Annotated in this window: 12 protein-coding genes; 9 read left to right on the forward strand and 3 right to left on the reverse strand. The window is 61.0% G+C overall.

Annotation, left to right across the window (positions count from 1 at the left end):
• Position 1: 1 nt before the first annotated feature.
• Complete coding sequence (locus C8K63_RS20900; protein ID WP_108218409.1) at positions 2-409, reverse strand: TIR domain-containing protein; 408 nt, start codon at positions 407-409, stop codon at positions 2-4.
• Positions 410-607: 198 nt separating this feature from the next.
• Entirely contained in the window at positions 608-1639 is a 1032-nt protein-coding gene (gene rsgA, locus C8K63_RS20905) for a small ribosomal subunit biogenesis GTPase RsgA (protein WP_095943175.1), read from the reverse strand.
• A gap of 107 nt (positions 1640-1746) precedes the next feature.
• Here rsgA and orn point away from each other — a divergent pair, with 107 nt between their 5' ends.
• Both orn and C8K63_RS20915 read left to right on the forward strand, forming a co-directional pair.
• On the forward strand, positions 1747-2289 hold the full coding sequence (gene orn, locus C8K63_RS20910; protein WP_008035288.1) for an oligoribonuclease: 543 nt from the start codon (positions 1747-1749) through the stop codon (positions 2287-2289).
• A gap of 157 nt (positions 2290-2446) precedes the next feature.
• Entirely contained in the window at positions 2447-3058 is a 612-nt protein-coding gene (locus C8K63_RS20915) for a trimeric intracellular cation channel family protein (protein WP_108218410.1), read from the forward strand.
• Here the strand turns inward: C8K63_RS20915 and queG are convergent.
• Positions 3040-4128 (reverse strand): tRNA epoxyqueuosine(34) reductase QueG, encoded by a 1089-nt coding sequence (queG, locus tag C8K63_RS20920; RefSeq protein ID WP_178086791.1) that lies wholly within the window; start codon positions 4126-4128, stop codon positions 3040-3042. The genes C8K63_RS20915 and queG overlap by 19 nt on opposite strands.
• A gap of 63 nt (positions 4129-4191) precedes the next feature.
• Between queG and C8K63_RS20925 the strand changes: the two genes are divergently transcribed.
• From C8K63_RS20925 to hflX, 7 genes are all read left to right on the forward strand, one after another.
• On the forward strand, positions 4192-5691 hold the full coding sequence (locus C8K63_RS20925) for an NAD(P)H-hydrate dehydratase (RefSeq protein WP_108218411.1): 1500 nt from the start codon (positions 4192-4194) through the stop codon (positions 5689-5691).
• Positions 5679-6149: a tRNA (adenosine(37)-N6)-threonylcarbamoyltransferase complex ATPase subunit type 1 TsaE gene (gene tsaE, locus C8K63_RS20930; protein WP_108218412.1), complete on the forward strand. Its 471-nt coding sequence runs from the start codon at positions 5679-5681 to the stop codon at positions 6147-6149. The genes C8K63_RS20925 and tsaE overlap by 13 nt, the downstream gene beginning before the upstream one ends.
• Complete coding sequence (locus tag C8K63_RS20935) at positions 6150-7580, forward strand: N-acetylmuramoyl-L-alanine amidase (protein ID WP_108218413.1); 1431 nt, start codon at positions 6150-6152, stop codon at positions 7578-7580.
• Positions 7577-9481 carry a DNA mismatch repair endonuclease MutL gene (mutL, locus tag C8K63_RS20940; RefSeq protein WP_108218414.1) on the forward strand — a complete coding sequence of 635 codons (1905 nt, stop codon included), beginning with the start codon at positions 7577-7579 and terminating at the stop codon, positions 9479-9481. The genes C8K63_RS20935 and mutL overlap by 4 nt, the downstream gene beginning before the upstream one ends.
• Positions 9481-10452 (forward strand): tRNA (adenosine(37)-N6)-dimethylallyltransferase MiaA, encoded by a 972-nt coding sequence (miaA, locus tag C8K63_RS20945; RefSeq protein WP_108218415.1) that lies wholly within the window; start codon positions 9481-9483, stop codon positions 10450-10452. The genes mutL and miaA overlap by 1 nt, the downstream gene beginning before the upstream one ends.
• 93 nt (positions 10453-10545) lie before the next feature.
• Positions 10546-10806 carry an RNA chaperone Hfq gene (hfq, locus tag C8K63_RS20950; protein ID WP_007902656.1) on the forward strand — a complete coding sequence of 87 codons (261 nt, stop codon included), beginning with the start codon at positions 10546-10548 and terminating at the stop codon, positions 10804-10806.
• Positions 10807-10818: 12 nt separating this feature from the next.
• Positions 10819-12120 carry a ribosome rescue GTPase HflX gene (gene hflX, locus C8K63_RS20955; protein ID WP_008048071.1) on the forward strand — a complete coding sequence of 434 codons (1302 nt, stop codon included), beginning with the start codon at positions 10819-10821 and terminating at the stop codon, positions 12118-12120.
• Positions 12121-12185 lie beyond the last annotated feature (65 nt).

Here is a 12185-nt window from a genome sequence, read left to right on the forward strand (position 1 = left end):
GTTACACCGCCGTATGCTTGCGAATCGCATCGATGATGCTGTTGGTGTTCCACGCACATTCGGCATGTGCCGCGTCACGTACCACCGTGGAAATCCGCTCGGCACCGAACGGCTTGATCGCAATGATCACCTTGCCCATGCGCTTGGCGATCTCGATTTCCTTGTTGATCCACTTGCTGTAGGTGGAGTACATCCCGGCCATGATCAATACCGCCGAACACGGGCGAATCTTGTTTTCGATGGCCTCCTCAAGTTGCTTGTCGGTTCTCGCGTCGACAATCGGGTTGTCCGATGGCACCGAAAAATTCTTGTAGGTGAAACCGGGTTTGGCGTTGAGCAGGCGTACGAGATTGTCGTGGGCGTCGGAGTAGTTCCACGAGTGGCTGATGAACAGATGGTAGGTTTGCATGGGTGTCCCTCGGTGTCGCTGGAGTGCGAAGAGGGTCTGAAGCTAGGCTATTGGCTGGCGGCTACAAGGGGATGTGACTTAAAGAGAATTGCCCTACAAGCGCCGGTGCGGGTGTCTTACAGAAAGGTCTGATGTTTAAGCAGGGGAAAATCCAGCCACCGGCCGCCCCGCTGAAGGCAGGGCGGCCGGTACGTCTCTTTAGTAGCCGTTTTCCGGGAGACTGGCGATGATCGAGCGGTAGCTGTTCATCCGTTGCTGCTGCACGCGGCCGTCTTCAAGGGCCTTGAGCAGGGCGCAACCAGGTTCGCGGTCGTGCTTGCAGTCGCGGAAGCGACAAGTGCCGAGCAGGTCGTTGAACTCGATGAAACCGGCTTCGACGTCGGCACGGCTGACGTGGCCCAGGCCGAATTCGCGGATACCCGGGGAGTCGATCAACTCACCGCCGCCGGGGAAGTGGAACAACCGCGCGGTGGTGGTGGTGTGAGTGCCCTGGCCGGACAGCTCGGACAACGGACCGACGCGGGTTTCGACTTCCGGCAGCAGGCTGTTGACCAGCGACGACTTGCCGACGCCGGACTGGCCGACGAACACGCTGATGCGCCCGTCCAGCTGCTTCTGCAGTTGTTCCATGCCGTTGCCGTGGTGCGCCGACACTTCCAGCACCGGATAACCGAGGGTGCGGTACACCGCGAGCAAGGCATTCAGCGCAGGAGCGTTGTTGTCGTCGATCAGGTCGAACTTGTTCAGCAGCAACAGCGGTTTGATGCCCGCATGCTCGGCCGCGACCAGGTAGCGGTCGATCAGGTTGGCGTGGGGCTCGGGCAGCGGTGCAAACACGATGACGATCATGTCGACGTTGGCCGCAACAGGCTTGAGCTGACCACGGCTGTCCGGGCGGCACAGCTCGGTGTTGCGCGGCAGTTGCGCCACGATAACGCCGATGCCCTGGTTGCCGGCACGCCACACCACCTGATCGCCGGTCACCAGCGCCGGCAGGTTGGCGCGCAGGTGGCAACGGAACACCTGGCCGGCCAGTTCGCCGTCGCGGGCCTCGACCTCGACCTGCACGCCGAAGTGCGCGATCACCAGGCCATGCTGTTCCGGGCCCAGATCGCCGCCCTCAAGTGCCTCGACAGCCGAGGACTCGCGTTTGGCGGCGCGGGCGGCGCGCTCGCCCTGAATCTTTTCGATGCGCCAGTTTTGACGACGATTGAGTTGGCGTTTGGCCATGGGTGTTCCGTATCAAGAATGCAGCGATTAGGTAAAACGGCCGCGAGTTTAGCACGCCCGGCCACCGGCCTAGGCTAAACTGCGCAGCATTGCCTAGGAGCCGACACATGCAAAACCCGCAGAACCTGATCTGGATCGACCTGGAAATGACCGGTCTGAACCCGGATACCGACGTCATCATCGAAATGGCCACCATCGTCACCGACAGTGACCTGAACACCCTGGCCGAAGGCCCGGTGATCGCCATTCATCACAGCGACGAAATCCTCGCCGGCATGGACGAGTGGAACACCCGTCAGCACGGCGGTTCCGGGCTGACCCAGCGGGTTCGCGACAGCCGCATCAGCATGGCCGAAGCCGAAGCCGAAACCATCGCCTTCCTGGAGAAGTGGGTGCCCAAGGGCAAGTCGCCGATCTGCGGCAACAGCATCTGCCAGGATCGTCGCTTCCTTTATACCCACATGAAATCCCTGGAAAGCTTCTTCCACTACCGCAACCTCGATGTGTCCACGCTCAAAGAGCTGGCTGCGCGTTGGGCACCGGACGTGCGCGACAGCTTCAAGAAGGGCAGCACCCACCTGGCCCTGGACGACATCCGCGAATCCATCGCCGAGTTGCAGCACTACCGCAAGCATTTCATCAAGTTCTGATACGGCCCACGGTCCTTGTGTAGGAGCTGCCGCAGGCTGCGATCTTTTGATCTTGAGCACCAAAGTCAAAAGATCGCAGCCTGCGGCAGCTCCTGCAGGGGCTTGTAGGCTTTGGTGAAGTCAGTAGACTGCGCGCCTTTTCGCAAGGATCGCCACCATGCTGCTGATGCTCTACCTGATCGCCATCACTACCGAAGCCATGACCGGCGCCCTGTCTGCCGGGCGTCGTGGCATGGACTGGTTCGGTGTGGTGCTGATCGCTTGCGTCACGGCGCTGGGTGGCGGGTCGGTGCGTGACGTGCTGCTCGGGCACTACCCGCTGACCTGGGTCAAACACCCGGAATACCTGGTGCTGACGTCTGTCGCCGCGATGGTTACGGTGTTCACGGCGCGCTGGATGCGCCATCTGCGTTCACTGTTCCTGGTACTCGATGCCATGGGCCTGGTGGCGTTCACCCTGATCGGCTGCATCACCGCCCTGGAAATGGGCCACGGCATGTTGGTGGCCTCGGTCAGCGGGGTGATCACCGGGGTTTTCGGCGGCATCCTGCGAGACATCTTCTGCAACGATATTCCGCTGATCTTCCGGCGTGAGCTCTATGCCAGCGTGTCGTTTGCGGCGGCGTGGTGCTACATGCTCTGCATCTATCTGCAATTACCCGATGAACAATCGATTCTGATCACCCTGTTCGGTGGATTTTTGCTGCGCTTGCTGGCGATCCGTTTCCACTGGGAAATGCCCAAGTTCGTCTACAACGACGAAGCCTGACGTTCGGCATGTTGGCGCAACGCCCACTCGACGTGTTCACGTACCAGTTGCGAAGGATGTTCCCGTCGCGCCTTCAACGCTTCCAGCACCGGAATCGTTGAAGGCGCATTCCCCAGCCCCACCGCCAGGTTACGCAACCAGTTTTCGTAACCGGTCCGGCGCAGCGGCGAGCCTTCGGTGCTGCTGAGAAACTTCTCTTCATCCCACATGAACAGTTCCGCCAGTTCGGCATTGTCCAGATTGTGCCGCGGCTTGAAGTCGCTTTCACCGGACGGACGGGCGAAGCGGTTCCACGGGCAGACAATCTGGCAATCATCGCAACCGAACACCCGATTGCCGATCAGCGGTCGCAGGTCTTCAGGGATCGCGCCTTTGAGTTCGATGGTCAGGTAGGAAATGCAGCGCCGGGCATCCAGCACATAGGGGCCGACGAAGGCATTGGTCGGGCAGATGTCGAGGCAGGCGCTGCACCGCCCGCAGTGTTCGGTGGCGTGGGGCGGGTCTACCGGCAGCGGCAAGTCAACGAACAATTCGGCGAGGAAGAAATAACTGCCTGCCTTGCGATTCAACACCAGAGTGTTTTTGCCGATCCAACCCAGTCCGGCCTGTTCGGCAATGGCTTTTTCCAGCACCGGGGCGCTGTCGACGAATGCGCGATAGCCGAAAGGCCCGATGACCGCCTGGATCTTTTCCGCTAGTTGTTGCACGCGTTTACGGATCAACTTGTGGTAATCGCGACCCAGGGCATAACGCGAGACGTAGGCTTTTTCCGGCTGGGCGAGCATTTTTGCCATGTGGGTGTCGCCCGCCAGGTAGTCCATGCGCAGGGACACCACGCGCAATGTGCCCGGCACCAGCTCTTCGGGGTGCGAGCGTTTACTGCCGTGAGCGCCCATGTAGTCCATTTCGCCGTGGTAGCCGGCGGCGAGCCAGCGCTCCAGATACTGCTCATGCTCGGCCAGGTCGAGGCCGCTGATGCCGACTTGTTGAAAGCCCAGCTCGCGGCCCCAGTCCTTGATGGATTGGGTGAGGGCGGGCAGGTCTGTGTCAATAGCGGGAATAGCGGGCATGAGGCGAGAGAAACCGGAGCTGAGGTGCGTATAATTCTGCCAGACATCGGAGCCCGAAGACGCATGCTGCACATTAAAGATGAATTACCCGACGCGCTGTACAGCGCAGCACAAGTGCGAAGCCTCGATGCGAGCCTGATCGCGGCCGGCACACCGGGCTTCGAATTGATGCAGCGTGCAGCACATGCGACCTGGCGGGCCTTGGTCCGCCGATGGCCGACAGCGAAAGAAATGAGCGTGCTGACCGGTCACGGCAACAATGCCGGGGATGGGTATCTGGTGGCGGCGCTGGCCAAACGTGCCGGTTGGACGGTGCGGGTGCTGGCGGTGGGGGATCCGCAGCGCTTGCAGGGTGATGCGGCGTTGGCCCATGCCGAGGCAGTGTCTGAAAAAGTGCTCATCGAGCCTTGGACCGCACAATCCGGAATACGCGGCATTGTGCTGGATGCTTTGCTTGGTACCGGACTGGGCGGCGATGTGCGTGAGCCGTATGCCAGCGCCATCGCCGCGATCAACTCCAGCGGGTTGCCGGTTGCGGCGGTGGATATCCCTTCGGGGCTGTGTGCCGATACCGGTCGTGTGCTTGGCTGCGCGGTGTGTGCCGATCTGACGGTGACGTTCATCGGGTTGAAGCTGGGGGTGTTCACCGGTGATGCGGCGGATGTGGTGGGTGAGCTGGTGTTCAACGACCTGCGCGCCGATCCACAGCTGCTTGAGGCGGCACCGCGCAGTGCCCTTCGCCTGACGGCGGCTAACCTGCCGCGTCTGGCCTTCCGGCAACCTGCTTCCCATAAAGGCAAGTTCGGCCATGTGCTGCTGATCGGCGGTGATCGCGGTTATGGCGGAGCGATCCTGCTGAGCGCGCAGGCTGCGCTACGCAGCGGTGCGGGCATGGTGTCGGTGGCAACCCGCGGCGAACATGTGCCGGCGGCCCTGGCCAGAATCCCCGAGGCCATGGTGTTGGGCGCTTCTTCGGCCAATCAGTTGATGGAATTGCTGCAAAAAGCTTCCGTGTTGGTGGTCGGCCCGGGTCTGGGTCAGACTGCCTGGGCGCGCAGCCTGTTGTCGGCCGCCGCCAACGCACCACTGCCGCAAGTCTGGGATGCCGATGCGCTGAACATGTTGGCCGAAGCCTGTGTGAGCTTGCCCAGGTATTGCGTGATCACGCCGCATCCCGGGGAGGCCGCGCGGTTGCTGGGCCTGAGCACTGCCGAGGTTCAGGCTGATCGTCCTGCAGCTGCCCGTGCATTGAGCAAAAAATACACAGCGGTCGTGGTACTCAAAGGTGCCGGAAGTTTGATCGCCAGTCCTGACGGGCGCCTGGCGCTGTGTCATCAGGGCCATCCGGCGATGGCCACCGCCGGGTTGGGCGACGTGCTGGCCGGTTTGCTGGGGGCGCTGCTGGCTCAGGGCATGGCCGCATTCGACGCGGCCTGCCTGGGAGTCTGGCTGCACGCCAATGCCGGCGTGCAACAAGGAAAAATGGGCCGTGGGCTGGCGGCCAGTGATCTGATTCCAGCCATTCGTCAGTTGTTGGAGGAGCAAGCACCGTGTCTGAAGTAACCCTGTACCTGGCCGATGAGCAGGCCATGAGCGACTTTGGCGCACGCATTGCCCGAATCACCCAAGGCCATGGCCTGATCTTCCTCGAGGGCAACCTGGGGATGGGCAAAACCACCTTGTCCCGAGGCATTATCCGCGGCCTGGGGCATGCCGGGGCAGTAAAAAGCCCGACGTTCACCCTGGTTGAACCCTATGAGATCGGCGATATTCGCGCCTTCCATTTCGACTTGTACCGTCTGGTCGACCCGGAGGAGCTTGAGTTCCTCGGTATCCGCGACTACTTCGAAGACGACGCGCTGTGCCTGATCGAGTGGCCTGAAAAAGGTGCAGGCTTTTTGCCAAAGCCGGACCTGACCATTACCATTAGCCCGCAAGACAGCGGGCGTTCGCTGAAAATTTTATCCCAGGGCTCGCGTGGCGAGGCCTGGTGTGCCGCTTTGGCATTGGAATCCAAATAGATGATGGGGTTAGGTATGCGCTTTCGCGCGTTGGTGGCTGCCGTAGGGGTGTTGTTTTTGGCGGTGACCGTCGACGCTGTGGCCGATACGAAGGTCAACAGTGTTCGTCTGTGGCGGGCACCGGACAACACACGACTGGTGTTTGACCTCACCGGCCCGGTGCAACACAGCGTCTTTACCCTGACGGCTCCGGATCGTCTGGTCATCGACATCAATGGCGCGACCCTCGGTGCGCCGCTCAACGTCAACACCTCGAACACTCCGATCACCGCCATGCGCTCGGCTCAACGCACGCCGACCGACCTGCGGGTGGTCATCGATCTGAAAAGGGCGGTAACGCCGAAGAGCTTCTCCCTGGCGCCGAACGCCCAGTACGGCAACCGGTTGGTGGTCGATCTGTTCGATAACGCCGCAGATGCCGCTCCTCCTCCAGCACCAACGCCTTCGGTCGCCACAGTGCCCGCCGTGCCGGTCACGCCTGCTGAACCGGCAATCAAGCTGCCACCGGCCCCGGCCGGCAAGCGCGATATCATTGTGGTGATCGACGCCGGTCACGGTGGCGAAGACCCGGGGGCTTCGGGTTCTCGCGGTCAGCGTGAAAAAGACGTGGTACTGGCCATCGCCCGTGAACTGCAACGGCAGGTCAGCGGCATGAAAGGCTTCCGCGCCGAACTGACCCGTACCGGCGACTATTTCATTCCATTGCGCGGCCGTACCGAAATTGCCCGCAAGAAAGGCGCCGACCTGTTCGTCTCGATCCACGCCGACGCCGCGCCTTCTACCGCCGCTTTCGGTGCCTCGGTCTTTGCCCTGTCTGATCGCGGCGCGACCTCGGAGACGGCCCGTTGGCTGGCCGACAGCGAAAACCGTTCCGACCTGATCGGTGGTGCCGGCAACGTCAGCCTCGATGACAAGGACCGCATGCTCGCCGGCGTGCTGCTTGACCTGTCGATGACCGCATCCCTGACGTCCAGCCTGAACGTTGGCCAGAAGGTGCTAAGCAACATCGGCCGGGTTACGCCGCTGCACAAGCAGCGGGTCGAGCAAGCCGGGTTCATGGTGTTGAAGTCGCCGGATATTCCGTCGATCCTGGTGGAAACCGGGTTCATCTCCAACGCCGACGAAGCCTCGAAACTCGCGGCATCGAGCCATCAGCAGGCGTTGGCGCGTTCGATCAGCAGCGGCGTGCGTCAGTTCTTCCAGCAGAACCCTCCACCGGGCACTTACATCGCCTGGCTGCGTGATTCCGGCAAAATCGCCCAAGGCCCACGTGACCACCGGGTAAACCCGGGCGAAACGCTGGCGATGATCGCCGTGCGCTATCAGGTGTCGCCCGCGACCCTGCGCAGCGCCAACAACCTGTCGAGCGATGAACTCAAGATCGGTCAACACCTGACTATTCCGGGCACTGAATTGGCGGCCAAAGAATGAATCAGGTCGAGAACAACAGCGCTCGCATCGAGCTGCTCAGCCCGCGACTGGCGAACCAGATTGCGGCGGGTGAGGTGGTCGAACGCCCGGCTTCGGTGATCAAGGAGCTGCTGGAAAACAGCCTCGACTCCGGCGCCAAACGCATCGACGTCGATGTGGAGCAGGGCGGCGTCAAGCTGCTGCGGGTGCGCGACGATGGCAGCGGCATTTCCGCCGATGACCTGCCGCTGGCGCTGGCCCGTCACGCCACCAGCAAGATCCGCAACCTGGAAGACCTCGAACAGGTCATGAGCCTGGGGTTTCGTGGTGAGGCCTTGGCATCGATCAGCTCCGTGGCGCGCCTGACCCTGACCTCGCGCACCCGCGACGCCGATCAGGCCTGGCAGGTCGAGACCGAAGGCCGGGACATGGCGCCTCGCGTGCAGCCCGCGGCCCATCCGGTGGGCACATCGGTTGAAGTGCGCGACCTGTTCTTCAACACACCGGCGCGGCGCAAGTTTCTCAAGACTGAAAAAACCGAATTCGATCACCTGCAAGAAGTGATCAGGCGCCTGGCCCTGGCGCGCTTCGATGTGGCGTTCCATCTGCGTCACAACGGCAAGACCATCCTCAGCCTGCACGAGGCCCATGATGATGCGGCCCGTGCCCGGCGCGTGGCAGCGATCTGCGGGCCGGGCTTCCTGGAGCAGGCGCTGCCGATCGAGATCGAGCGCAACGGCCTGCATCTATGGGGCTGGGTCGGCCTGCCGACCTTCAATCGCAGTCAGGCCGACTTGCAGTATTTCTTCGTCAATGGCCGTGCGGTGCGCGACAAACTGGTGGCTCACGCGGTACGCCAGGCTTATCGCGACGTGCTGTTCAACGGTCGGCACCCGACCTTTGTACTGTTTTTCGAAGTCGATCCGACCGGCGTGGACGTCAACGTGCACCCGACCAAGCACGAAGTGCGTTTCCGTGAAGGACGCATGGTTCACGATTTTCTCTATGGCACCTTGCATCGCGCCTTGGGCGATGTGCGACCGGACGATCATCTGGCTGCGCCGGTCGCCACGGCCATCGTCCGGCCTACCGGTCTCGAAGCCGGTGAGTTCGGGCCCCAGGGTGAAATGCGCCTGGCCGCCAATGCGCTGCTGGAACAGCCTCAGGCTCAGCCGTCGTTCAGTACGCCGGCGGGTTCGGGGGCTGGCGCGGGTTATCAATACACGCCGCGTCCGCAGTCCGGAGTGCCCGTCGCCGAAGCGCAGGCCGCCTATCGCGAGTTCTTTGCACCGCTGCCCGAAGCCAATGCCGTCGCGCTACCGGCCGGGCAGGACGACATCCCGCCGCTCGGTTATGCACTGGCACAACTCAAGGGCATCTACATCCTTTCGGAAAACGCCCAGGGCCTGGTACTGGTGGACATGCATGCCGCCCACGAGCGGATCATGTATGAGCGTCTGAAGGTGGCGATGGCCAGCGAAGGCCTGAGCGGCCAGCCGTTGCTGGTGCCGGAGTCCCTGGCCGTCAGCCAGCGTGAAGCCGATTGCGCCGAGGAGCATGTCGCCTGGTTCCAGCGCCTGGGCTTTGAATTGCAGCGTCTGGGCCCGGAAACCCTGGCGATCCGGCAGATCCCGGCACTGCTCAAACAGGCCGAAGCCAACCGGCTGGTCGCCGACGTCCTGGCTGATCTGATGGAGTTCGGCACCAGCGACCGCATTCAGGCGCACCTGAACGAATTGCTCGGGACCATGGCCTGCCATGGTGCGGTTCGTGCGAATCGGCGCCTGGCCCTGCCGGAAATGAACGGTCTGCTGCGTGACATGGAAAACACCGAGCGCAGCGGTCAATGCAACCATGGCCGACCGACCTGGACCCAACTGGGCCTGGACGATCTGGACAAACTGTTCTTGCGCGGTCGTTGATGAGCCAGTTCCCACCTGCGATTTTCCTGATGGGCCCGACCGCCGCCGGCAAGACCGACCTGGCCATCGAACTCACCAAGGTCCTGCCGTGCGAGTTGATCAGCGTCGATTCGGCGCTGGTCTACCGTGGCATGGACATCGGCACCGCCAAGCCTTCCAAAGAGCTGCTGGCGCAATATCCGCATCGTCTGATCGATATTCTCGACCCGGCCGAGAGCTATTCGGCTGCGGATTTCCGCCGTGATGCCCTGGAAGCGATGGCGGAGATCACCGCACGCGGAAAAATTCCGCTGCTGGTGGGCGGCACCATGCTCTATTACAAGGCTTTGGTTGAAGGTCTGGCGGATATGCCGGCCGCCGATCCCGAGGTCCGCGCGCAAATCGAAGAAGAGGCTGCGCGCCTTGGCTGGCAAGCCTTGCACGAACAATTGGCGGTGATTGATCCGGAGTCTGCAGCCCGAATACATCCGAACGATCCCCAGCGATTGAGTCGAGCACTGGAGGTTTATCGTGTCAGCGGTCAAAGCATGACCGCCCTGCGGTTGCAACAATCTGTGCAAAGTACTGAAGCAGCCGCTTCGGGACTGCAACAATTGCCCTATACTGTCGCGAACTTGGCCATTGCTCCGGCAAATCGCCAGGTACTGCATGAGCGAATTAAACAAAGATTCACTTTAATGTTGGAACAGGGATTCATTGACGAGGTCGTAGCCCTGCGTAATAGAGGTGACCTGCATACCGGGTTGCCGTCTATACGTGCAGTAGGCTACCGCCAAGTCTGGGACTACCTGGATGGCAAGCTGACGTCAGCCGAGATGCAGGAGCGTGGAATCATTGCCACGCGCCAATTGGCGAAACGTCAGTTCACCTGGCTGCGCAGTTGGACTGATCTGCATTGGCTGGACAGTCTGGATTGCGACAATCTGCCGCGCGCCTTGAAATACCTGGGGACCGTCTCCATATTGAGCTGAGTCCTTGCAATTGCCGTCTATCCTTGGGGGTGTGACGGCCAAAGCCATCTGTTTACCTATTTTTTATATTGAATCCTTAAAGGAGTGCGGCACATGTCAAAAGGGCATTCGCTACAAGACCCTTACTTGAATACGTTACGTAAAGAGAAAGTTGGGGTGTCCATCTATCTGGTCAACGGTATCAAACTGCAAGGCACGATCGAGTCTTTCGACCAGTTCGTTATCCTGCTGAAAAACACCGTCAGCCAGATGGTCTACAAACACGCGATCTCTACAGTGGTGCCGGTTCGTCCAATTCGTCTGCCTAGCGCAACCGAATCCGAAGCAGGTGACGCTGAGCCAGGTAACGCCTGATAGGAGTCTCCTTTGTTCTTTGAGCGCCACGGTGGTGGTGAGCGAGTAATCCTCGTTCACTTGGATGGACAGGACCCTGAGGCGCGCGAAGATCCGCAGGAGTTTCAGGAACTGGCTAATTCGGCGGGTGCCGAGACCGTCGCGTTTTTTAACGTGCCGCGTCATCGGCCAACCGCCAAGACACTGATTGGCAGTGGCAAGGTCGAGGAGCTGCGCGACCTGGTCAAAGCCGAACAGGCCGATCTGGTAATTTTCAATCACATCCTCACGCCCAGTCAGGAGCGTAACCTCGAACGTGTTTTCGAGTGTCGCGTGATCGACCGTACCGGTCTGATTCTCGATATTTTCGCCCAGCGCGCCCGTACCCATGAAGGCAAGCTCCAGGTCGAACTGGCCCAGCTTGACCACATGAGCACCCGGCTGGTTCGTGGGTGGACTCACCTTGAGCGCCAAGGTGGCGGTATCGGTATGCGTGGCCCGGGTGAAACCCAGCTGGAAACCGACCGCCGTTTGCTGCGGGTTCGCCTGCGGCAGATCAAGGGTCGGCTGGAGAAAGTACGCAGCCAGCGAGAACAGTCGCGCCGTGGCCGATCGCGTGCGGATATTCCTACCGTGTCCCTGGTGGGGTACACCAACGCCGGTAAATCCACGCTCTTCAATAACGTGACGAAATCCGACGTCTACGCGGCTGACCAATTGTTTGCCACGCTGGACCCGACCCTGCGTCGTCTGGATATAGACGATCTGGGGCCGATTGTCCTGGCGGACACTGTGGGTTTCATTCGCCACTTGCCCCACAAGCTGGTCGAAGCATTTCGGTCTACCCTCGAAGAGTCGAGTAACTCCGATCTGTTGTTGCACGTGATCGATGCGGCCGAACCGGATCGCATGTTGCAGATCGAGCAGGTAATGGTGGTGCTCGGCGAGATTGGTGCCCAGGACTTGCCGATCCTCGAGGTCTATAACAAACTCGATTTGCTTGAAGGCGTTGAGCCACAAATCCAGCGCGACGAAAACGGCAAGCCCCAACGGGTCTGGCTGTCGGCGCGTGATGGCAGTGGTCTGGAATTGCTTGAGCAAGCCATTGCCGAGTTACTGGGCAGTGATTTGTTTGTCGGTACCTTGCGCTTGCCGCAACGATTCGCTCGGCTGCGTGCGCAGTTCTTCGAACTCGGTGCGGTGCAGAAAGAAGAACACGACGAAGAAGGCATCAGTTTGCTGGCCGTTCGTTTGCCCCGGGTCGAGTTGAATCGACTGGTAAGCCGCGAGGGATTGCAGCCGATGGAATTCATCGAGCAACACACTTTGCAATAAAAGCCTGAGAAAGCGGTTGTGCCGCGGTGACAGGCATTCTGTAGCATTGGTCGGCGCGCCGTGGG

The organism is Pseudomonas sp. GV085, from assembly GCF_003050925.1.
Taxonomy (GTDB): Bacteria; Pseudomonadota; Gammaproteobacteria; order Pseudomonadales; family Pseudomonadaceae; genus Aquipseudomonas.

Excerpts from the sequence above, each read along its gene's own strand:
- mutL (WP_108218414.1), top strand. The coding sequence starts at position 7,577 with ATGAATCAGGTCGAGAACAACAGCGCTCGCATCGAGCTGCTCAGCCCG.
- orn (WP_008035288.1), top strand. The coding sequence starts at position 1,747 with ATGCAAAACCCGCAGAACCTGATCTGGATCGACCTGGAAATGACCGGT.
- hfq (WP_007902656.1), top strand. The coding sequence starts at position 10,546 with ATGTCAAAAGGGCATTCGCTACAAGACCCTTACTTGAATACGTTACGT.
- C8K63_RS20900 (WP_108218409.1), bottom strand. The coding sequence starts at position 409 with ATGCAAACCTACCATCTGTTCATCAGCCACTCGTGGAACTACTCCGAC.
- C8K63_RS20935 (WP_108218413.1), top strand. The coding sequence starts at position 6,150 with ATGATGGGGTTAGGTATGCGCTTTCGCGCGTTGGTGGCTGCCGTAGGG.
- rsgA (WP_095943175.1), bottom strand. The coding sequence starts at position 1,639 with ATGGCCAAACGCCAACTCAATCGTCGTCAAAACTGGCGCATCGAAAAG.
- C8K63_RS20915 (WP_108218410.1), top strand. The coding sequence starts at position 2,447 with ATGCTGCTGATGCTCTACCTGATCGCCATCACTACCGAAGCCATGACC.
- queG (WP_178086791.1), bottom strand. The coding sequence starts at position 4,128 with ATGCCCGCTATTCCCGCTATTGACACAGACCTGCCCGCCCTCACCCAA.
- C8K63_RS20925 (WP_108218411.1), top strand. The coding sequence starts at position 4,192 with ATGCTGCACATTAAAGATGAATTACCCGACGCGCTGTACAGCGCAGCA.
- miaA (WP_108218415.1), top strand. The coding sequence starts at position 9,481 with ATGAGCCAGTTCCCACCTGCGATTTTCCTGATGGGCCCGACCGCCGCC.